This window comes from Rhabdaerophilum sp. (genome assembly GCF_046092605.1).
Taxonomy (GTDB): Bacteria; Pseudomonadota; Alphaproteobacteria; order Rhizobiales; family Beijerinckiaceae; genus Rhabdaerophilum.
Window position 1 is genome coordinate 1 of record NZ_JBJTDY010000067.1, and the last position, 21,550, is coordinate 21,550.

Annotated in this window: 21 protein-coding genes and 1 pseudogene; 3 read left to right on the forward strand and 19 right to left on the reverse strand. The window is 62.8% G+C overall.

Features of this window, described 5'->3' with window-relative positions; all coding sequences use genetic code 11:
- The first annotated feature begins 126 nt into the window (after positions 1-126).
- Positions 127-1,689: an alkyl/aryl-sulfatase gene (locus ACKODO_RS05760; RefSeq protein WP_408982498.1), complete on the forward strand. Its 1,563-nt coding sequence runs from the start codon at positions 127-129 to the stop codon at positions 1,687-1,689.
- 413 nt (positions 1,690-2,102) lie between these two features.
- On the opposite strand, the pseudogene ACKODO_RS05765 reads toward ACKODO_RS05760, so the two are convergent.
- From ACKODO_RS05765 to ACKODO_RS05840, 16 genes and pseudogenes are all read right to left on the reverse strand, one after another.
- Positions 2,103-2,291: pseudogene (locus ACKODO_RS05765) on the reverse strand (transposase domain-containing protein); the annotation flags it as partial.
- Complete coding sequence (locus ACKODO_RS05770; RefSeq protein WP_408982499.1) at positions 2,252-3,199, reverse strand: hydroxymethylglutaryl-CoA lyase; 948 nt, start codon at positions 3,197-3,199, stop codon at positions 2,252-2,254. The pseudogene ACKODO_RS05765 and the gene ACKODO_RS05770, both read right to left, overlap by 40 nt.
- Positions 3,196-4,479, reverse strand: a complete 1,284-nt coding sequence (locus tag ACKODO_RS05775) for a CaiB/BaiF CoA transferase family protein (protein ID WP_408982500.1) — start codon at positions 4,477-4,479, stop codon at positions 3,196-3,198. Before ACKODO_RS05775 ends, ACKODO_RS05770 begins: the two co-directional genes overlap by 4 nt.
- Complete coding sequence (locus ACKODO_RS05780; RefSeq protein ID WP_408982501.1) at positions 4,404-5,153, reverse strand: GntR family transcriptional regulator; 750 nt, start codon at positions 5,151-5,153, stop codon at positions 4,404-4,406. Before ACKODO_RS05780 ends, ACKODO_RS05775 begins: the two co-directional genes overlap by 76 nt.
- Before the next feature lie 45 nt (positions 5,154-5,198).
- Positions 5,199-6,542, reverse strand: coding sequence for an amidase (locus ACKODO_RS05785; RefSeq protein ID WP_408982502.1), 1,344 nt, complete (start codon positions 6,540-6,542; stop codon positions 5,199-5,201).
- Entirely contained in the window at positions 6,539-7,192 is a 654-nt protein-coding gene (locus ACKODO_RS05790; RefSeq protein ID WP_408982503.1) for a hypothetical protein, read from the reverse strand. The genes ACKODO_RS05785 and ACKODO_RS05790 overlap by 4 nt, the downstream gene beginning before the upstream one ends.
- Before the next feature lie 83 nt (positions 7,193-7,275).
- Positions 7,276-7,593: a DUF4387 domain-containing protein gene (locus ACKODO_RS05795; protein WP_408982504.1), complete on the reverse strand. Its 318-nt coding sequence runs from the start codon at positions 7,591-7,593 to the stop codon at positions 7,276-7,278.
- The gene (locus tag ACKODO_RS05800; protein WP_408982505.1) at positions 7,590-8,978 is read right to left on the reverse strand and encodes an acyclic terpene utilization AtuA family protein; all 1,389 of its coding nucleotides are present in this window, start codon (positions 8,976-8,978) and stop codon (positions 7,590-7,592) included. The genes ACKODO_RS05795 and ACKODO_RS05800 overlap by 4 nt, the downstream gene beginning before the upstream one ends.
- A gap of 35 nt (positions 8,979-9,013) precedes the next feature.
- Positions 9,014-10,306, reverse strand: coding sequence for a TRAP transporter large permease (locus tag ACKODO_RS05805; RefSeq protein ID WP_408982506.1), 1,293 nt, complete (start codon positions 10,304-10,306; stop codon positions 9,014-9,016).
- A complete protein-coding gene (locus ACKODO_RS05810; protein ID WP_408982507.1) occupies positions 10,303-10,824 on the reverse strand; it encodes a TRAP transporter small permease subunit in 522 nt (173 codons plus the stop codon). Before ACKODO_RS05810 ends, ACKODO_RS05805 begins: the two co-directional genes overlap by 4 nt.
- A gap of 2 nt (positions 10,825-10,826) precedes the next feature.
- Positions 10,827-11,822: a TRAP transporter substrate-binding protein gene (locus ACKODO_RS05815; RefSeq protein WP_408982508.1), complete on the reverse strand. Its 996-nt coding sequence runs from the start codon at positions 11,820-11,822 to the stop codon at positions 10,827-10,829.
- A 397-nt stretch (positions 11,823-12,219) separates the two neighbouring features.
- Positions 12,220-12,768, reverse strand: a complete 549-nt coding sequence (locus tag ACKODO_RS05820; protein WP_408982509.1) for an RBBP9/YdeN family alpha/beta hydrolase — start codon at positions 12,766-12,768, stop codon at positions 12,220-12,222.
- 126 nt (positions 12,769-12,894) lie between these two features.
- Positions 12,895-14,202 (reverse strand): adenylosuccinate lyase, encoded by a 1,308-nt coding sequence (gene purB, locus ACKODO_RS05825; protein WP_408982510.1) that lies wholly within the window; start codon positions 14,200-14,202, stop codon positions 12,895-12,897.
- 61 nt (positions 14,203-14,263) lie between these two features.
- Complete coding sequence (locus ACKODO_RS05830) at positions 14,264-14,725, reverse strand: hypothetical protein (protein ID WP_408982511.1); 462 nt, start codon at positions 14,723-14,725, stop codon at positions 14,264-14,266.
- Complete coding sequence (gene rpe / locus ACKODO_RS05835; RefSeq protein WP_408982512.1) at positions 14,722-15,402, reverse strand: ribulose-phosphate 3-epimerase; 681 nt, start codon at positions 15,400-15,402, stop codon at positions 14,722-14,724. Before rpe ends, ACKODO_RS05830 begins: the two co-directional genes overlap by 4 nt.
- A complete protein-coding gene (locus tag ACKODO_RS05840; RefSeq protein WP_408982513.1) occupies positions 15,399-16,367 on the reverse strand; it encodes a hypothetical protein in 969 nt (322 codons plus the stop codon). Before ACKODO_RS05840 ends, rpe begins: the two co-directional genes overlap by 4 nt.
- Before the next feature lie 125 nt (positions 16,368-16,492).
- Between ACKODO_RS05840 and ACKODO_RS05845 the strand changes: the two genes are divergently transcribed.
- Positions 16,493-17,737, forward strand: coding sequence for an NAD(P)/FAD-dependent oxidoreductase (locus tag ACKODO_RS05845; protein ID WP_408982514.1), 1,245 nt, complete (start codon positions 16,493-16,495; stop codon positions 17,735-17,737).
- 79 nt (positions 17,738-17,816) lie between these two features.
- On the opposite strand, the gene ACKODO_RS05850 is transcribed toward ACKODO_RS05845, so the two are convergent.
- Positions 17,817-18,845, reverse strand: coding sequence for a P1 family peptidase (locus ACKODO_RS05850; RefSeq protein ID WP_408982515.1), 1,029 nt, complete (start codon positions 18,843-18,845; stop codon positions 17,817-17,819).
- A gap of 71 nt (positions 18,846-18,916) precedes the next feature.
- Between ACKODO_RS05850 and ACKODO_RS05855 the strand changes: the two genes are divergently transcribed.
- Positions 18,917-19,654, forward strand: a complete 738-nt coding sequence (locus ACKODO_RS05855) for a cytochrome c biogenesis CcdA family protein (RefSeq protein WP_408982516.1) — start codon at positions 18,917-18,919, stop codon at positions 19,652-19,654.
- A gap of 162 nt (positions 19,655-19,816) precedes the next feature.
- Here ACKODO_RS05855 and ACKODO_RS05860 read toward each other — a convergent pair whose 3' ends face one another.
- Both ACKODO_RS05860 and ACKODO_RS05865 read right to left on the reverse strand, forming a co-directional pair.
- Positions 19,817-20,938 carry an ABC transporter substrate-binding protein gene (locus ACKODO_RS05860; protein WP_408982517.1) on the reverse strand — a complete coding sequence of 374 codons (1,122 nt, stop codon included), beginning with the start codon at positions 20,936-20,938 and terminating at the stop codon, positions 19,817-19,819.
- Positions 20,939-21,090: 152 nt separating this feature from the next.
- Positions 21,091-21,450, reverse strand: coding sequence for a DUF6867 family protein (locus ACKODO_RS05865; RefSeq protein WP_408982518.1), 360 nt, complete (start codon positions 21,448-21,450; stop codon positions 21,091-21,093).
- Positions 21,451-21,550 lie beyond the last annotated feature (100 nt).

Genomic DNA, 21,550 nt, shown 5'->3' on the forward strand with positions numbered 1-21,550 from the left:
TACCAGGTGCGCGGCGTCGATCTCTCCGACATCACCTTCGTGCGCGGCAAGACCGGCTGGATCGTGTTCGATCCGCTGGTGACGGCGGAAGCCGTGCGCGCCGCGACGAAACTGTTCTAGGAGAAGGTGGGCGAAGGCCGGCCGATCACGGCGGTCATCTATTCGCACACCCACGGCGACCACTGGGGCGGCATTCGCGGCCTCGACATCAAGGACGAAGACGTAGCCTCGGGCAAGGTGCAGATCATCGCGCCCGTGGACTTTATGGATTTCACCGTCGCCGAGAACGTCTTCGCCGGCAACGCCATGAACCGGCGGCTGTTCTACCAGTACGGGCTGCTGCTGCCGGTGGCACCGCACGGCTTCGTCACGCAAGGCCTGGGGCACAAGATCTCGGCTGGTCAGACGGGCCTGATCGCGCCGACGCGTTCCGTTTCCGAACCCATCGAGGAGTTCGAGGTCGACGGCGTGCGGATGATCTTCCAGAACACGCCGAACACCGAAGCGCCGCGCGAGATGAACACCTACTTCCCTGACATGAAGGCCCTGTGGATGGCCGAGAATGTCACGGCGACGCTGCACAACATCTACACGCTGCGCGGCGCGCAGGTGCGTGATGCGCTGCGCTGGTCGAAGTACATCAACGAGGCGCTGCATCGCTTCGGCAAGGAAGCCGAGGTGATGTTCGCCTCCCACCACTGGCCGCGCTGGGGCAATGCGCGTATCCAGGAGGTGATGCGCGACCAGCGCGATCTCTATGCGCACATGAACAACCAGGTGCTGCACTTCGCCAACCAGGGCGTCACCATCAACCAGATCCACAACGTCTACCGTCTGCCGGAATCGATCCTGAAGAAGTGGCATTGCCGCGGCTATCACGGCTCGCCCGAGCATAACGCGCGCGGTGTCGTCCAGCGGTTCCTGGGCTTCTGGGATTGCAACCCCGCGACGCTCGTGCCGCTTTCGCCGGAGGAATCGGCGCCGCTCTATGTGGAGATGATGGGCGGTTCGGCGAAGATCATCGCTCGCGGGCAGGAACTCTTCAACGAGGGCAAGTATCTGCTGGCGATGGAGATCGTCAACAAGCTGGTACAGGCCGAGCCGCAGAACGGGGCCGCGAAGGACCTGCTGGCCGACATCTTCGAGCAGCTGGGCTATCAGCAGGAGAACCCGGGGATTCGCAACAGCTACCTCTCGGGCGCCTACGAACTGCGCTCCGGCATCCCGCAAGGCGAAGCGGCGAGCAGCAGCAGCCCCGACGTCATCAGGGCCATGTCGACCGAGCTGTTCCTCAACTTCCTCGGCATCAAGATGGACAGCCGCAAGGCGGAGGGGTTGCGCTTCGCCATGAACCTCGTCACGCCAGATAATGGCGAGAAGTTCCTGATCGAACTCGAAAACGCCACGCTCACCAACATTGCCGGCTTCCAGGCGGAGAAGCCGGACCTCACTCTCACCATCAACCGCTCCGAGCTCGAACTTACGATGATGGGCGTCAAGAAGCTTGAGGATCAACTGAAGGACGGAACCGCCAAAGCGGTAGGCGACGTGAGTATTCTCGGCAAGCTGGCGGCAACCATGGTGGAGTTCGATCCGCGCTTCGAGGTGATGGCTGGCACAAAAGCCCGGACGGCAAAGGTTGCATCCGATGCCTACGAAGCGGAGATCGGCGCAGTCATTCCGGAGTAGGAGCTTGCGCCACCTGCGCATTCAGAATGATGCGCGCTCCCGCTGCTCCCGGAGCGCGCACCATGGTGAAGCCGGGTCCTCGCGAGGCCCCGGTCGCCAGCGCGACCCGACCGGACAGGTAGAACAGTCGCGCTGATCCGAATTCTCGGCGCGATTGTTCCGCCTGCGGTACGGGCCGCACGCTCGTCCAGGAACAACGCCGCGATGGCCGCCGGATCGGTCGGCAGGCTCCCAGAGCTGGTTTTCGGTTTCACCGAGCCTCTGGGCGACTAGAGCATTTTCCGACCAAGTGGATACCGGTTGGTCGGAAAATGTGTGAAACAATAAGGAATGAGAGCGGACGGCCTGTTTCAACCAGATCGGAATCCGCCCCAGCAAGAGTGTGAAGATGGCACTGATGGCAGCCATGATGGTCAGGCGGCGTCACGGTATCTGGCGATCTGCCAGTTCCACGGCAGCAGCTCCGGCAGTCTTGACTGCGGGATGACGGCAATGCGGGTGAAGACATCGGCGAGCCAGGCCTGCGGATCGATGTCATTGAGCTTCGCGGTGGCGATCAGCGTCACTGTTTCGGCAGCACGGTCTGAGCTGCGGTCAGAGCCCGAAGATTTTCGGAGCGGTCTCCACAGCGGCCGGCCGCACTGGTCAGTGGCAGGCCAAGGCGCGAGGATATCGCGCGCGCGGCGAGCATGACAGCACGCGCGTCGAGTCCGGTCTCTATGCCGCAATCGGACAGCATCCGCACCATATCTTCCGTCGGATAATTGCCGGTTGCGGTTGGTGTGGCCACGCCTCCGCCAATGCCGCATATTGCGGTTTCCAGCCAGTCGATGCCCGCCTCAAGCGCGCATAAAGTGTTGGCGGCCGCCATCCCGCCCATGTCATGCACATGGTAGCCCAGTTCAACGCCCGGCCAGCGCGCGCGAATGCGGCCAAAGCGGTCCTGCACTTCGCGCGGATGTTCGAGCCCCAGGCTTCCCGCCAGATAGACAGAACGCACACCCGCCTCCCAGGCCGCATCAATGAGGCCGAGCACGCGGCTTTCGTCAATCGCGCCGTCATAAGGGCAGAAGAAGGCCATGCCGATTGCCAGCACGAAGCGGCATCCCGCTCCTCGCGCCACGTCATGGCTGGCGAGAGCCTGCGTGAGTGCATCAGTGAGCTTCATGTTCTGGTTGCGCGCGGTATAACCCTCGCTTGCGGTGACCAGCCCTACGATCTCGTCGCAACCGGCTGCGACAGCGCGTTCGGCACCGCGCCTGTTGGGTGCGAGCCCGCGATACAAGGTGCCGGATCGGCGCATGATGCCGGCCATCACCGCATTAGCATCGGCGAGGTTCGGGATCGCCCGGGGCGAGACGAAGCCGGTGACCTCGATCGTGCCAAAGCCCAAGGCCGACAGCGTATCGACCAGCCAGATCTTCTCAGCGGTTGGAAGCGTGCGTGAAAGGCTCTGCAAGCCGTCACGCGGCGCAACCTCTACGATGCGGACGCGGCGTGGAAATTTCATGATCGATCTGGCAGGAGGCCAGCCTCACGCAGTTCCTTCTCGTCAAGGCCCAGCTTGCCGATCAGGATTTCCGCACCGTGTTGACCCACGCGCGGACCGGTCTGACGCACCTCTTGTGGCGTGCGTTGCATGCGTCCTGCCGGTGCCTGCATTCTCAGCGGCCCGAGTTCCGGATCATCCACGCGGATGACATTCCCCCGCGCGGCGATATGCGGATCATCAAGAATGTCCGCCACGGAGTTGACGGGTGCGACGACGGCATCGGCATTTTCCAGCTTCTCAATCAAAACCGCTCGATCAAACTGTTCGATGCCGCCCTGAATCAGCGCATCAAGGGCCTCGACATTGGCCACACGGTCACGATTGGTGGCGAAGCGGGGGTCTTCTCTGAGCGCGCCCAAATCCAGCGCCTCGCAAAGGCGTTCGAAGGAGCGATCAGAACTGGCCGAAAGGGTCACCCAGCGCTGATCGCGTGTCCGGTAGACATTGCGTGGCGCAACCCAAGGCAGACGGCTGCCGCTGCGCTCCTGCACTCGTCCATTTTGGTCGTAATCAATCACAAAAGGACCGAGCATGGCGAACATTGTGTCATAGAGCGCAAGATCGACGATCTGTCCGCAGCCGCTGCGCCGCGCCTCATGGACAGCGGCGAGCCCCAGCAGGGCCCCCATCACGCCGGAGCTTGAATCAGCGAGGCCGAAGGCGGGGAGCATGGGTGGCCTGTCCGGATCACCCGAAATATAGGCCGCGCCTGCGAAGCCTTCCAATGCCGTGCCGAAACCGGGCTTGCGGGAATGGGGTCCCTGTTGGCCATAGCCGGTGACGCGCAGCATGACGAGACGCGGATTGATCGCCCGGAGCTGTTCAAAGCCAAGGCCCCATTTCTCCATCGTGCCAGGCCGATAATTCTCCACAATCAGATCAGCATCCTTCACGAGACGCCGGATGATCTCTTGCCCGAGCGGCGTGCGCAGATCGGCGCAGACTGACCGCTTGTTGCGATTGATCACTTTGGCATAAAGGCCCACGCCATTGCGTGCGCTACCCCAGGCACGGAGTTCGTCGCCGGTGCCGGGCCGCTCGACCTTGATCACATCCGCACCAAGGTCACCGAGATGCATGGATATGGAGGGGGCAGCGAGAAAATTCGATGCATCGATCACCTTAACATCCGCGAGGCATCCTTGCCTCGGCTGCGATTGTTTCATGATCCGGCCTTCTTCTGCTGAAGATGTGCAATGATGTTCTGTGAAGGGTTCAGGCCCGGCGGTGGGGCGCATTGCAGGGCCCGAAACCCGCTCTCGATAATGATGTGGCGCACCAGCGCTTCGGCGTCGTCGGGCGAGCCGCTGCGCAACACTTCGACAAAACTTTCGTGGTTCTTTAGAACCTGTTCGGGCGAGGTATCATAGGCAGGGTTCATACGCTGCATGAAGAGCCGCAGCAGCACATTGATGTTGCTCCATGCTTTCAGCAACATCGGGTTGTCGGCAGCCTTGACGATGGTTTCGTGAAACACAGTATCCAGCTGGCGCCAGCGAGCGGATTTGCCGTTCTTTGCTTCCTGCTCCATGCGCTTCGCAACTTTCGCTATTTGGGCGAGAGCGGAGGGGGAGCGGCGCCCCGCGACCAACCTCGCCGCCATGCTTTCGATCGTGGCGCGCATCACGATCATGGCGGCAATCTCATCGCTGTCGAGCTTTCGAACATAGGCGCCTCGATCATCGCGGATTTCCAACAGCCCGTCGGCGGCAAGGGTCTTGACCGCCTCGCGCAACGTCGCTCGGCTCACTCCCAAGCGTTCGGACATGTTGACTTCGAGGATGCGGTCTCCCGGACGCAACTCGCCCTCGCGAATGGCCTCGGCCAAAGCATCGGCCACCGCGCTGCTGAGCGATTGGCGCTTCAAACGACCGAGCCCGGCATGGGGCCCTATCTCCTGCTCTTGGTCCATGAGGTCTTCCTGCTTGTCAATTCCGGCCCATGAATTGTCACGCCCTCATGCCACAGCTTTCGGACGCCGGAGATGATAATCGATTTCCTGCTGGAAAGCATGGCCGAGGGCGAGCAATCCCGCCTCGCCCCACCAGGGTCCGATGAGCTGCATCCCGAGCGGTAGCCCATCACGTGTGAAGCCGCAGGGCACGGAAAGGGCAGGCACCTCGGCGAAGGACCACACAAAGGTGAAGCGAGTTAGATCCTTCGTTGCCGCGATCATCGCTTGGCTCTGCTGGGCAAGCGGGGCCGGACCTTTCACGGTGGGCGTGAGCACCGCATCGACGGATGCGAAGGTTTCCGCGACACTTCGCGCCCAGCGCTCCTTGGCCCGCATGGCGTGGGCATAATCCCTCCCCGATGCGTTGTAACCGATCATCATGCGTTCGCGGATGTCAGCGCCTAGCCCCGATTGTGGGTTCTCCAGCGCGGCGCGATGGAAATCCGCGGCATCCGAGAGCAACATCGGGGTCATAACTGCTTGGATTTTTTCCGCTTCGGGCAAATCGATCGGCCTTATCTCAGCGCCCAGAGAGGTGTAGAGCGCGAAGGCCTGCTCCATGAGCCGACCGAGATCAGGGTCGAGGTCATCGAAGAAGAAGCGTTTCGGCACACCGATCCGCACACCTCTCACGCCACGCGTCACGGCGGTGAGGAAGCTTTCAACCGGCTGCCGCACGGAAATCGGATCGGCCGGATCATATCCGGCAATCGCTTCATAGATGGCCGCCACCGTCGTAACATGACGAGACAGAGGGCCTATTGTATCGAAGCGAGGGCTAACCGGGGTTGAGCCGGTATTCGGAACGCGGCCAACGGTTGGGCGCAATCCAACGACGCCATTCAGCGCGGCGGGAATGCGGATGGAGCCGCCCGTGTCCGAGCCGAGAGAGGCCGCGCACATCCCTGCTGCGACACTGGCACCCGAACCGCCGCTCGATCCGCCTGGAATGCGCTCGGGATCCCATGGATTCCGGCAAGGGCCGTGGTGCGGATTCTGCGTGGTGCCGCCAAATGCGAATTCATGCAGGTTCACTTTTCCAAGGACAACTGCTCCGGCCGTGGCGAGACGGGCGCTAACCGTCGCGTCGTGGTTTGGCAGGGTGTGGAATTCAGCGGCGGAGCCGCATGTCGTCGGCAGGCCCGCGACATCGATATTGTCCTTGATCGACACGACGCATCCACCGGCCGCCGAGAGCATCCGCCCAGCGTCAAGAGCGGCATCAACCAGTGCTGCGTCCCGGCGCGCCCGGTCGGCGGCAATGGTAATGAAGGCGCGCAGTTTTCCATCCTGCGCCTTGATCGCAGCAAGATTCTGCTCGACAGCCTGACGCGTGGGTCCTGTCATCTTCGGGTCTCCATGGTGGCTTGCTTGCAACGCGCGAGGCAAAGCCCAGTGAGAAGCATCTCGCTGATGCGCTGGTTGAACCGGTCGAGCGCCGTTTCCATTGTCTTCGGCAGGTCGGTGTTCTCCGGGCGCGGTGGAAGTGCCGCCAACTTGGCATGGGCGGCACGAAAATCGGGAAGCGCAACGAGTTGCGCAATCGGCGCTTCTGCCGCGCGCAGAAAGTCGGGTTCCAGTGCGAGGTGCACCCACATTGTCGGTCTGATGCCGGTTGTCGCACCCGGACCCGCCGTAGCGAGCCGGTCCACAATCTCGCGCAGGCAAATGGGCAGTTCGGAAAAACGCGGCACCGGTGGAATGGATGTCGGTGCGTCAGGCAGGACTGCGTTTGCCTCTGTCGTGAAGGCGCAGCCCATCACCATCCGCACCATCGCGAGGTTCATGCTGTTGCCACGCTCATAGCTTGCAAGGATGCCACGCGCTTTCTCTCCCTGTGGCAGTGAGGGCAGGGGCGGGCAGCGACCGGCGAGGGTTCGCGCCGTTTGGTGGAGGCTGCCCGCCTGCGCATTCAGCGCAGGAAGCCTTGTCTTCACGCGCTGCCAACTCTCTTCGAGATGGCCGAGCGCCGCCAGATGGCGCCAGATGAGGTTCACGACGGGCAGGCCGAAGCGCTGGCGGATCTCGGCATAAGAGCGGGCAATTTCACCCGTTGCCTCGTGCTCCGGGATTTCGCTGATCATGACACCATCGATACAGGCAGGGTCAGAAGCGGGGCGTGCTGTTGAGCGCCATAGACATCTGTGTCGAAGCGCGCACCCGAGGGGTGAGGCCGGTACATGGAAAATTTCACGGCTCGCGCCATCGGATAATAAGCGAAATCGAGGATCTCATTGGCGGAGACACCATAAAGGCGCGCGACGGTCTGACTGGTGAGCGTGTCTGAACGCCTTACCCGATCGAGCGTCTCTTCATCGGGAAAGATGATGTCGAAGGTCACGAGGAAGGGCCCGGCATTCTTGCTGCGTATCACTCGCGCAATTTCGGAGAGGATCATGGCAGCACCTCGGTGGTGAAAGGAAAGGCGGCGGCCGGGTCATCAATCTCCATCAGGTGATAGATGTTGAACTCATAGACCGGGCCGGCAGGCAGATCGGCCGGAGAGAAGGGAAAGGCGAGATTGCCCGCTGTGGCGATGCGGCCCGGATATGCCCAATGCAGCGTCAGGCTCCGCGCCATCGCGCAGACCGTTTCCGCCAGCTCGGCTGTTTTCGCCACGACGTCGATGACAAGGCCGATCTCGTGACCGGGCATCGGCGTTGGCTCAAGCGGTCCCATGACGCCGTCGCGTCCGTAGAAGCGGAAGCGCAAATCAAAGCTGTCCATGGCCACCGTGCTGCCGAGATTGGCGACGAGACGAGAGCGCACGCCTTCGGCAACCGCATCAAGCTGACGGATCATCAACGGGTCGCGAATGCCCGCGATCGCAATATGGCGGTAGCCTGCAAGGCGCGCGCCTTCGAGCTTCACCGTGTGACGTGGCGCAGGATGGAAGCGGCTGCCAGTGACGGTTACGCGATCCGTCCCCAAAGGCTCGAAGCGTGTTTCTTTCAGATCGACCGTGCCGCCCGGTCCGGGCAGCCAGACGGGATTGCTCTTCTCGTAAAGCGTATGCGCGCCGACTGACTCAACCGTGCAGGCTTTGCGCGCATGGGGTGTCTCGACAATGAAGCTCGTCCCTTCGAGCCGCCCCATCAAAAGGTCCGAGCCCTCGACAGGCACAGCTGCCTGACCACCACATTCGAGGATCTTGCCGAGGTGAAAAGACAGGCCGCGGTCATGGCCCAGCAGCACGGGATAGGCTGCCACATTCGCCACGTCCCATGCGCGTCCACACAACAGAATGTCGCAACCATCTGCGAGTGCCGCCACCATTGGCTCGATGCCAATCTGCGCGACCACATGGGTTGCTTCCTCGATATCGGCATCGGTGAGATCGCGCCGCGTCTCGAAGCGACGGATGCGCCCCTCCGACAACGCCTTCTTGAGGGTGGGCTTTGAAAGTTCGGTGTCGATCAGGCCAAGCTTAAGCGGACCCAGTCCTTGTTCAGCGACCACCTTTCGAAGGATCGATGCCACAAATTCGAGCTGGCTTGCCGTGCCGGCCCCGCCTGCCGAACCGATCACAACCTTCGCCTTCTGCTGCCGCGCAGCCGGCAGCAGGAAGTCGAGATCGCGCTTGACCATCGTTTCGCTGACGAAGGGACGTCCGCTGCCCAGATGATAGGGGCCTGGATCCGTGGAGCCCGCATCAATGGCGAGCAGAGCGAAGCCACGACGTTCGGCCTCCTCAAGAGAAGCGAGGGGAAAGCCGTAGCCGAGCATCCCATGTGACAAAATCGAAACAGAAGGCGGTTCCACGCTTCTTGCCGGGTCTTGCATCTCTTGAATCCTGAAAAGGGTCGGATGACCTTTGGCTATCGACCAAGCATGACGGTGGGCACCCAGAGCGTCGCAGCGGGTATCATGATGATGATGATCAGCACGAACAGCAGCGGAATATAGAATGGAACCGCAGCGCGGATCACGTCATGAAGCGGGACGTCGGCAATCTTCGCCGCGATGTAAAGGCTGAAGCCAACCGGTGGCGTGACGAGGCCGATCATCAGGTTCACCACAACCATGACGCCAAACTGCACAGGCGGGATTCCGAGCGATGTTGCGAGCGGTGCGAGCAGCGGCACAAACACCAACATCGCTGCCGTCGAATCCATGAACATGCCGACAATGAGCAGGACAATGTTGATGAGGAGAATGAGCGAGAAGCGGCCCATGCCCGACGTGACCTCCACGAAATCGCGCGCCACGCCTTCGAAGGTAATCATCCACCCCAAGACCGCGGCGAAGCCAAGCAGGATCATCACCGTGGCCGTGCCCTTCATGGATTGGATGCAGCACTCGGCGATCTTGCGGAAATCCAGCGTGCGATAAACGAAGACGCCGATGAAGGCCGCGTAGCCGGCTGCGACTGCGCCAGCCTCGGTCGGCGTCATGATACCGGTGAAGATGCCGGAGAGGATGATCACCGGGGTGAGAAGTGGCAGCACAGCCGCCCGTGTTGCACCCAAGAGCTCGATCATCGAGAAAGCGGTGCGCTTTTCCGTAAGAGTCATCCGCCGCACGGCAAAAGCGGAATAGGCCATCAGCGCGGCCGCAACCAGAATTCCGGGAATGACACCGCCAAGAAAGAGCGCTCCGACCGAGACGCCCGTGATCGCACCATAGACAATCATGGGGATTGAAGGCGGGAAGATTGGCCCGATCGTGGATGCGGATGCTGTCAATGCCGCCGCGAAGGGCGCGCCATAGCCCTCCCGCGTCATCGCGGGGATCATGACCTTGCCGACCGCGGCGGCATCTGCGAGAGCGGAGCCCGACATGCCGGCAAAGATCAGCGATGTTGCCACATTGGTATGAGCAAGTCTGCCCCGCACGCGGGCCAGAAGCGCACTCGCAAAAGCCACGATTTTTTGCGTTGCGCCACTCACATTCATGAGGTCCCCCGCAAGCAGATAAAGGGGGATGGCGAGAAGAATGCTGGAATCGATGGCGTTGGTGATGAGCGGGGCGATCGTGCGTGCCGGAAGGTCGGCGGTGTAGATGTAAACAGCGCCCACTGTGCCAATGCAGACCACAAGTGGAAACCGTAACAGCACCATTCCAATGAGCAGAAGCGACGTCCATGTGATCACGACAAGTCCGGGTGTCATGAGCGTCGGCTCCTCATGCTGTGACGTTGCGCGAGGAACAGGCATTGCTCGGCCAGGATGCAAAGCTCAACAAACGCCATCATTCCAATGCCCGCCACCACGGCTGTGCGCATGACGCTGTAAGATACCGGCAAGGAAGCGAAGGCCTGCATCGCCGTGCTTGCAATGGTGGGAAAACCACCGACCATCACATAGGTGAATAGAATTAGGGCGACGGTTGTCCGCACGAGGTCGAGAACGGTTGGACGGCTCTCATCACCCGTGCCGAACATCTCGAGCTTGAAATGCTCGCGCCCGCAGGATGCGCTGACCGCACCCAGTGCCACGCCCCAGATAAGCACGATGCGGGTGGCTTCCGGGACCCAGACAATGTTGAGATGAAAGGCGCGGCCAATCACCAATCCAAGAAGCAGCGCCGTGATGAGAAAGGCCGCGAGGCCGGCGCAGGCACCGGTCACATGACCGATGCCTGCCCGCAGATTTCGCAGCGTCGTTACAAGCGGTGGCAACTCAGCCATCTTTACTGTGCCGCCGCAACGATTGCTGCGTAGGTTTCAGCGCCAAGATATTGTGGACCGATCCTTTCCAGTACAGGTTTGGCGCGCGCGCGGAACGCCGCGATGTCAACCTCGTTGACAGCCACGTTCGCACGTTTGATGGCTTCGAGATTGGATTGTTGCTGGTCCAGGATGGCCTGGGCCGCAACCTTCTTCCCTTCGGCGAAGACTTCCAGCAGAAGATCCCGGACTCTCGGGTCCAGGCCCTTCCACCAGCTCGCATTGACATAGATGAACTCGGGCGCGCGGACATGCTCTGTCAGGCTGATGAATTTTTGCACTTCTTGGAGCGAAAAGCCGACGATTGTGGGAAGCGGGTTTTCCTGTCCCTCAATGGTGCCGGATTGAAGGGCGGTATAAACTTCGCCGAAATTCATGGCGACAGGTTCCGCGCCAAGCTCCTTGAAGCCGTTGAACAGAATCGGAATTTCCGGCACGCGCAGCTTCAGCCCCTTGAGGTCATCGGGGGCCCTAATCGCGCGCTTGGAATTCGAGATCATGCGCGGTGCGCGCGGATAGGCCATGAGCACATTGACGTTGCGCGTTTTCTCGAGGTCCGCATTCCATTTCTGTGCGAGCGGGCTTGTCAGCACACGCTCGACATGCGCGAAATCATTGAAGAGCCACGGCGCGAAGAAGGAATTATAGTTCGCATTGATGCCGAAGCCGGAGGCATGGATGTTCACCGTGCCTGCCGAGAGCTGCTCGAATGTGGCCAGATCCTGGCCCAATTGGCCCGACGGAAAGAAATCAATCCGGATCGCGCCATTGCTCCGCTTCTGTGCCTCCTTGATGACGAAGTCCATTCCAACGCCAAGAGGCTCCTTCGGCGAAACAATCATCGTCATGCGGATGCGCGTGGACGGCAGGGCGGCCCCTTGCGCGCGGGCAGCGAGGCCCGTTGAGGCAAAGGCGGCACCCGCCATGGCGGTGCGCAACAGGCTACGACGATTGAACATCAGTGAATCCTCCCGGTCTGATTGTCGACATTCAGACATAATTCACGCGACCTGAAAAGGGGGGAGTCGGCTATGTCATCTCACCCGAAATGTCTGTTCCCCGCGCGTCACAAAACCGGACTGGCGGTCGTATCCCTGATGATGGTGGAGCCTGCGAGCACCGACCGCTTTCGGGCATGGCCCGATGTCCATGCCCGGCACCTCGCGGCGGCCGTCGGCATTGACGCCCACGGTGACCGATGGAGACGATTCAGCCGGCCTGCCGGCTCTGTCCGGCTACACCACCCATGGGGACGTCACCCGACAACGCCTGCCATCGCTCTGGATCGCCACTCCGCTGCGCTCCTCGCAATCACAAAGCCGAGGTGAAAGCCGCCCTTGGGCGGCTTTTTTCGCCTCAGAGCCGGCTCAGAAAACCCGCGAAGCGCATCAGCCCCTCGGGCCAGGGGCCAAAGCCCGCATCGGCATTGATATGCCCGGCTTCGCCTGCATCGACGAGCAGCGAACCCCAGCTCGCGGCGAATTCATCCGCCTTCTCATAAGTGCAGAACGGATCGTTCCGGCTCGTGACCAGAAGCGAGGGGAAGGGCAGCGGATCACGCGGCACCGGCGCGAAGGCGCGATCGATTCCGGCCGTGAGGTTGTCGCGCTCGACATTCGACGGCGCGACCAGAAACGCGCCGCGCACCTTCTCCGAGAGCAAAGGTGCGGCATGGGCGGTTGCGATGACACCAAGCGAGTGGGCCACAAGCACCACCGGCTTCTCCGCCGCCCTCACGCTCTTCACGAGGGCTTCCACCCAGTCATTCTTGCGCGCGTCAGCCATCACCGGCTCCCAGACGCGACTGGCCGTGGAGAGCTTCGCCTCCCAGCGGCTCTGCCAGTGCTCGGGCCCGGAATTCATGAAACCGGGCAGGATGAGGATGGAAGCTTCGGCGGTTTTCATGGCTCATCCAATGAAGCGAAGACTGTTTTCTGCGTCATGCCCGGCTTCAGGCCGGGCATCCACGACTTTCCGTTCGCCTGTGGCAAGACGTGGATGGCCGGGCTAAACCCGGCCATGACGATGGCCCTAAGCTTCGCCAAAAACCCGCGCGAAGATCGTATCGACATGCTTGAAATGGTAGCCGAGGTCGAACATCGCCTCGAGCTCTCGCGCGGGGATGCGCGAGGAGACCTCCGGGTCCGCCTTCAGCGAGGCGAGGAAATCCGCGCCGTGCTCCCAGGTTTCCATCGCGTTACGCTGCACGAGGCGATAGCTCTCCTCGCGGGAAATGCCGGCCTGCGTGAGCGCTAGCAGCACGCGCTGCGAATTGTGGAGGCCCGAGAGCTTGTCGAGGTTCTTCTGCATGTTCGCGGGGTAGATCAGGAGCTTGTCGATCACGCCCGTGAGGCGCGCCAGCGCGAAATCGAGCGTGATGGTCGCATCCGGGCCGATATAGCGCTCGACCGAGGAGTGGGAGATATCGCGCTCGTGCCAGAGCGCCACATTCTCCATGGCGGGAAGGCAATAGGCTCGGACCATCCGGGCCAAGCCCGTCAGGTTTTCCGTCAGCACCGGATTGCGCTTGTGCGGCATGGCCGACGAGCCTTTCTGGCCGGCTGAGAAATATTCTTCCGCCTCATAGACTTCCGTGCGCTGGAGATGGCGGATTTCCGTCGCGAGGCGCTCCACGGAGGAGGCGATCACGGCGAGCACCGCGAAATACATCGCGTGCCGATCCCGGGGGATGACCTGCGTGGAGACCGGCTCGATGGATAGCCCCATCTTCTTCGCGACATGGGCTTCCACGGCCGGGTCGATATTGGCGAAGGTCCCGACTGCACCGGAAATGGCGCAGGTCGCGATTTCCGCCCGCGCGGCGACAAGGCGAGCCCGGCAGCGATCGAACTCGGCATAGGCCTGCGCGAGCTTCAGCCCGAAGGTCACCGGCTCGGCATGGATACCATGGCTGCGGCCGATGGTCGGTGTGAGTTTATGCTCGAAGGCGCGACGCCTGATGGCGGCAAGCAGGAGATCGAGATCGGCCAGGAGAATGTCGCTCGCTCGCGCAAGCTGCACGGAGAGGGTCGTATCAAGCACATCCGAGGAGGTCATGCCCTGATGGACGAAGCGCGCCTCGGGGCCGATGATCTCGGCCAAGTGGGTGAGGAACGCGATGACATCATGCTTCACCTCGCGCTCGATGGCATCGATGCGCTCGATGTCGAAGGTCGCGGGGCCGCCTTTCTCCCACAGCTTCGCGGCAGCCTCTTTCGGCACCACGCCGAGTTCCGCGAGCTTGTCGGTCGCATGCGCCTCGATCTCGAACCAGATGCGGAACTTGGTTTCGGGCGACCAGAGGGCGACCATTTCGGGCCGGGCATAACGGGGGATCATGAAGGCGTCTTTCGAGAGTTGAAACTGTCGCGGCCTCGCTTACACGCCGCGCATGCGCCGCTCAACCTTTCGAGCCCTTGCCGGGGCCTGGAAGCAGGGCATAACCGGCCACGATCATCGCCGGTGCCATCCATGGCAGCAGGCGATGCGGAGCGGAAAACAGGAAGACGGCGATGATCTGCACGCTGGTGAAGACAAAGGAGATCACCGGGTGATCCGGATTGAGCTCATAGCCGCCGGCGCGGATCCGGTTCTGGATCAGGAATGCAAGGCCGCCCGCCAGCAGGAAGCCCGGCAGGAAGACGACGGGCCGGAGCCACGCCGCGATTCTTGGCATGCCGAGGCGCGCGAGCAGGGTGAGGCACCCGGCCGCGACCAGAGCGCCGAAAAAGCCCCCGGAAAACCAGACCAGCACCACCAGAGCCGTGCGCTCGCCCCAGAACTCGCGATGCGAAATGATCGAAAGCGCCATCAATCCTGCCGAGATCAGGCCAAGCAGCAGGGCCGCGCGCAGCACCCTCATCTGCGGGCGCGCCCGGCTTCCGCAGCCCGCCGGATCGCTGCGACATTCGTCGCATAGGCCGAGCGCCCGCCCTTGAAGGCGGCTGACCCCGCGACGAGCACATTCGCCCCCGCTGCGGCGATCTCCGCCGCATTGGCCGGCGTCACGCCGCCATCAATTTCGAGATCAATGGGGCGATCGCCGATGATCGCGCGGCAATCGCGCAGCAGGTCCAGCGCCGAGGGGATGAAGCTCTGCCCACCGAAGCCCGGGTTCACACTCATCACCAGGACGAGGTCCACCATGTCGATCACCGGGGCGATGGCATTGGCCGGCGTGCCGGGGCAGATCACCACGCCCGATTTCTTGCCCAGCGCGCGGATGGCCTGCAACGTGCGGTGGATATGCGGCCCCGCTTCCACATGCGCCGAGATGAGATCGGAGCCGGCATCCGCGAAATCCTTCAGGTAGGGGTCCACCGGCGCAATCATCAGATGCGTATCGAACAGGGCCTTCACGCGCGGCCGCAGAGACTTGATGATCGGCGCGCCGAACGAGATGTTCGGCACGAAATGCCCGTCCATCACGTCAATATGCACCCAATCCGCGCCCGCGGCCATGATGGCTTCGACATCCGCGCCGAGATCGGCGAAATCCGCCGAGAGGATCGAAGGCGCGATCAGGATCGGGCGGGTCATGGTCGGGGCTCGCGGGGGTTTTCGGGTTCGAGCCGAGCCTTTACGGCCTTCAGCACCACCGGCGCAACATAGATCGGGATCTGCGCCAGCGCGAAATAGAGGAAGGTATTCTTCGGCAAGACAGCAAGAATGGGCGCGATCAGCAGGCCCATATTCCTGAGCCCGATGCCGATGGAGGCCGAGAACCGGTCATCGAAGCCGAAGGGCCGCAGCAGCGCATAGGCCAAGGCAAAATTGAGCCCCGAGAAGAAGCATGACAGGGCGAGCATCGTGACCATCAGCAGCGGTTCGCGCAGGGTCGCATCGAGCACCCCGTCCATCGCCGCGATGGCGAAGAGGAAGAACATCAGCACGCCGATGCCATCGAGTTCGAGCTTCACGGCCTGCAGACGGGCTTGCCCGGCGATGCGGCGGAGGATGAGTCCGCCGACCATCCCCGTGCCCACGAACCAGAAGAGACGCTCGGCCAGGGCCATCGGCGCGATCGGCACCTCCGCGCCCGCCAGCAGATTCGTGAAGAGCGGGGCCAGCAGTGGCGTCGTCGCCATGCCCAGAACGAGGGAAGCGAGCGAGAGCGAGTTCTCGAAGCCGAGCAAAGCGGCATAGACCGGCGCCGCCATCAGCGGCGGGGCGGAGGCCATGATCGCGATGGCAAGCTGGATTCCCGGATCGAGATCGCGAAACCAGGGCAGGTGCAGGAAGAGATAGCCCACCAGCGGCGGGAGCGTGCAACTCACGCCCAGGACGATGAGCAGACGCTTCGGCGCGGTCAGCACCGCCTTGATGCCCGGCAGGTTCATCCGCGCGAAGGCGAGCATGATGAAGATGAAGATCGTGATGGGGATGGCCGGCCGCATCGCGGCGGCGAGTTGCGGCAGCGCGAGGCCGAGGAAGATCGAGATCGCATAGGCCACGGCGGCATGCCGCCCGAGCCGCAGGAGCAGAAGGCGAGGCCAATCAAGCATGAGATGCCGTCAGATTCACCGGCGGCGCTGCTCTTCGCCTTGAAATCCTCTGTTGTGACCTGAAAAAGCCCGTTGAATGACAAGGGCTTTCTCGGCGAAACTCGTTTCCGGCAAGGAGAGGCTTCATGCGCATGGATGTTCTGGTTCTGGGCGGCGGCATCGTGGGGACCGCGCTTGCCCTGTCGCTGGCGATGAAGGGGCGTTCGGTCGCGATGATCGAGAGGGGAAGCCCCGGCGGGGCAACCTCCTTCGGCAATGCCGGCCTCATCCAGAGCGAAGCGATCATGCCCTATCCCTTCCCGCGCGGTCCCCTCCTTCTGGTGCAATATGCGCTCAACCTCAAGGCGGAAGCGCATTACCATCTGAAGGATGTGCTGCATGTCGCGCCCTATCTCTGGCGCTACTTCCGGGCCTCCACCCGCGAAGGCATGCTGAAGACCGCGCGGGCGAATGTGCCGATTTTCGGTGTCTGCCTCGACGAGCACCGGAAGCTTGCGCAAGCGGCTGGCGTGGAGGCCATGCTGCGCCCGGGCGGGTGGTTGAAGGTCTTCCGCACGCAGAAGGCGATGGATGAAATCGGCAGGGCCACCCTCGATGATCTCGGGCCCTTCGGCGTCGAGGCCGTGATGCTCGATCGTAGGGGCTTGGCCGAGCGCGAGCCGAACCTCTCGGAAGCCGCGATCGGCGGCATTCATTTTCCCACGCCGCTCTCGCTGAACGATCCCGAGGCGCTGACGCTCGCCTACGCGCGGCATTTCGAGGCGCTTGGCGGGAAGATCCTTATCGGCAATGCTCTCACGCTCGGGGAGCGCCAGGACGGCTGGACCGTCAAGACCGATTCCGGCCCGGTTTCCGCGCCGGATTGCGTGGTGGCCCTCGGCCCCTGGGCACCGGATCTGCTGCGCCCCATGGGCTACAGGGTGCCGATGGGCGTGAAACGCGGCTACCATGTGCATATGCGGCCCAGGGGCAATGCACGGCTCGGCATCCCCGTCCTCGATACCGAGAATGGCTACATGATGGTGCCGATGGCGAACGGCATTCGCCTGACCTCCGGCGCCGAATTCGCCCATCGCGATTCACCGCCCACGCCGCGCCAGATCGACATGATCGAGCCGCGCGCGCGCGAGATGCTGCCGCTGGAAGGCCGCGTGGAAGCAGTTCCGTGGATGGGCGCGCGCCCCTGCATGCCCGACATGCTGCCGGTGATGGGCAGGGCCCCGCGCCACAAGGGCCTGTGGTTCAATTTCGGCCATGCGCATCACGGGCTGACGCTCGCGGGCTCGGCCGGTCGTCTTCTCTCGGAGATGATCACCGGCGAGACACCCTTCACCGATCCGAAGCCCTACGGCATCGAGCGTTTAAGCTAGAGCATTTTCCGATCCATTGGATACCGGTTGCTCGAAGAAAATGCGTGAAACAACAAGAAATTAGAGCGGATGCCCTGATTCACTCAGATCGGAATCCGGATCTAGGGTCAAGGCCCATGAAACGGCTCTTCCAGTCCGGCAGGCTGCCGGGGAAGGGCAGGGCTTTCGCCTCATGGATGCCGCGCGCGATGGCGCGCGCCACGCAATCGCCGGCGAGCATGCCGAGTTCCGTGAGGTTCGGCATGGGCTCACCGAGCGGTTTCTCGCCGGTTCCTGCCGCGAAGATCGTGTCGCCATCCATCGGCGCATGAGCCGGGCGAATGGCCCGCGCAAGGCCATCCTGCGCCATGATGGCGAGACGCTTTGCCTGCGATTTTGAGAGCCTCGCATCCGTCACCACGATGCCGATCGTGGTCGCGGGCTCCGCCGCATGGCCCTTGATGCGGAGCGTCAGGGCCCCCGGAGGGAGGCTGGCCGGCCAGCCTCTGCCCCCGAATTCGCTCTTCCGCTCATAGGGCGCGGCCCAGAAATGCGGCGTATCGCCCATGGTCGCGGTGCCGATGGCGTTGACGACCATCATCGCCGCCACATGCAGGCCGGAACGGGTCTCGGCGCTCGCGGCGCCGATCCCGCCCTTGAGAGTCGCGGTCGTCGCGCCGAGCCCGGCACCGACCGAACCCAGGGAAGCATCGTGGCCCGCCAGCGCGCGTTCGGCCGCGAGCCGACCGAGATCCCAATAGGGCGAGCGCGATCCCCAGTTCTTGTCGCCGCCATTGAGGAGATCGAACAGGATCGCCTGCGGCACGATGGGCACGCGCACCGGCCCGACCGCGAAGCCGCGACCCGCTGCGGCCAAGGCGGCCTGCGCGCCGCCGGCGGCATCAAGCCCGAAGGCGGAGCCCCCGGATAGAAGGATGGCATCGACCGTCTCGACCGTCATTTCCGGTTCGAGCAGGCCCGTGTCCCGCCCGCCCGGCGCGCCGCCGAGCACACAGACCGAAGCCACGGCCGGGCGCTCGAAGACGATGGCGCTCACGCCACTGGCGAGGCGCTCGTGCTGCGCATGGCCCACGGCGAGGCCGACGATATCGGAGAGGTCATTGTGCATTTGAAAGCCCTTCACGGGATTGTTGGGGCCACGAGCCTTTTTCTCAACCCCTTTTCCGCTATGAAAGCCGCATGACCGGTGAATTGACGCTTCCCATCATTGCGCTCGCGGGCCTGCTTTCCTTCCTCAGCCCCTGTGTTCTGCCGCTTGTGCCGCCTTATCTCGCCTATATCGCGGGCTCTAGCGTGAGCGAAATGGCGCAGCAGGAGAAGATCGATTCCGCCTTGCGTCGTCGCGTGCTGCTGGCGGCCCTGTTCTTTGTGCTGGGTTTCTCCACGGTATTCGTGGCCCTGGGCGCAGGCGCATCGCTCGTCGGCGCGATTCTCCGGGCCTATGCGCATGTTCTCGCGCAGGTCGCGGGCGTGGCGATCATCGTCATGGGCCTGCATTTCCTGGGCGTCTTCCGAATTGCGTTCCTCTCCCGGGAAGCGCGGATGCAGGTCTCGCGCCCTCCGGGCATGGGCGGCGCCTATGTCATGGGCCTTGCCTTCGCGTTTGGCTGGACGCCCTGCATCGGCCCGGTTCTCGCAGGCGTGCTTGCGGTGGCGGGCAGCGAAGCGACGGTGTGGAAGGGCGCTGGCCTGCTCGCGGTCTATTCCGCCGGGCTCGGCTTTCCCTTCCTGCTCGCCGCTTTCGCGATGGGGCCTTTCCTGCGGTTCCTGAAAGGTTTTCGCGCCAATCTCGGCATGGTCGAGAAAGGGATGGGCGTCTTGCTCGTCATCACGGGCGTGCTGTTCCTCACCGGCACGATCAGCCAGTTCGGCTTCTATCTGCTGGAAGCCTTCCCCGCATTGGGCAGGCTCGGCTGAAACGGGGCCGCTCCGATCGACAGCGCCGGCGATCGCACGACCATCGGCCGGAAGCCCCGGTCTTCTTGCGCCGCGGCTGTTTCTTCGCCCGCGTTTTCCGGGCCTGAAAAGAAGAAAGCCCGCCTCGCGGCGGGCTTTCCCGAATAGCGATCCGCGCGCGGATCACGGGTTCTGGATATAGGTCACCTTGCCGTCAGCACCCTTCTTCCAGGTGTACATGACGTAGTCCGGACGGGTGATGTCGCCCTTCTTGTCGAAGGAGAGTTCGCCGATCACGGTCTTGAACTTCTGACCGGACCTGATCTGCTCGGCGACCTTCTTCGGGTCGAGCGACTTCGCGGCTTCCGCCGCCTGCGCCATCACTTCCAGGGCCGCGTAGGAGTAGAGCGTGTAGGATTCCGGGTTGATGCCCTTGGCCTTGAAGGCCGCGACGACCTTGGCCGCTTCCGGACGGTTGCGCGGGTCCGGCGGGAAGGTCATCAGCGTGCCTTCCACGCCCGGGCCGCCGATGTTGGCGAACTCATCCGAGGTGATGCCGTCGCCCGACATCATGACGGCATTGAGGCCCTGGTCGCGCATCTGGCGGACGATGAGGCCACCTTCAGTGTGCAGGCCGCCCCAGTAGACGACTTCCACGCCGGCATTCTTCATCTTGGTGATGAGCGCCGAGAAGTCCTTCTCGCCCGTGTTCACGCCTTCATAGATGACTTCGCGCACGCCCTTGGCGTTCATGGCCTTCCTGGTTTCATCCGCGAGGCCCTGGCCATAGGTGGTCTTGTCGTGAACGACCGCGACCTTCTTGTTGGCGAGGTTTTTCACGATGTAGTCAGCCGCAACCGCGCCCTGCTGGTCATCGCGGCCGCAGGTGCGGAACACGTTCCACAGGCCGCGCTCGGTGACCTTCGGGTTCGTCGCCGAAGGCGAGATCATCAGGATACCGTTCTCGGCATAGACTTCCGAGGCCGGCATCACCACGCCCGAGTTGAAGTGGCCGACGACGAACTTGATGCCGTCACCGACAAACTTGTTCGCAACCGAAACGCCCTGCTTCGGGTCGGACACATCGTCGCCCTTGGCCGGTGGGGCGAAGCGCTGGCCGAGCACGCCGCCAGCGGCGTTGATATCCGCGACCGCCTGCTCGGTGCCATCGACCAGCTGCTTGCCGAAGGCTGCGTTCGGGCCGGTGATCGGACCGGCAACGCCGATCTTGATCTGGGCCTGCGCCACCGACGACAGCGTGAGCGCTGCGGCCATGGCGACACCGGCCAACAAGGTCTTTTTCATCAGGTCTCTCCCTGTGATTTTTCACGTTGCGGGTCACACGCCACCCGCGAAGCGTTCTCAAAACGAGACCCCGGAAAGAGGTCGCGCCTGATCTCATCAAAGCTGGTTTTCAGCATGCTGTCACCAGCCTTGAATTCCCCTCGGCGAAGGCTTCACGCCCCCGCTTTCCTGCGCCACGAGATGAACGAGTTCTTCTCGAAGGCGAAGCCGTATTGGCGTGCCATCTGGTTGGCACGCTCGTGCCGCCAGCCAATATAGGCGGCGACAGAAATGAGAATGGTATCAACGATATAGTAGCGCAGCGACAGCAGCGTGCCATGGAACATCGCAAAATGGATGAAGCGCACGGCCGCCCCCAGAAGCAGCATGTAGGGAACCAGGATCCAGATCGGCTTCCACGTTTTTGCAACGGCAATGCCGGTGCGCCAGGCGGCCCAGCCGCCCATCGCCGCGGTGACAAGCAGGAACAGCCAGATCGACGGTTCCTCGTAGAGAATCCCCTGAAGATCCATCAGCCATTGTTCCTTTCGCATTCATGGGCGGTCGGGATCGGCATGGATCCTCGGGTCAAGCCCGAGGACAAGCTTTTGCTGCTCATGCTCAATGATGCCC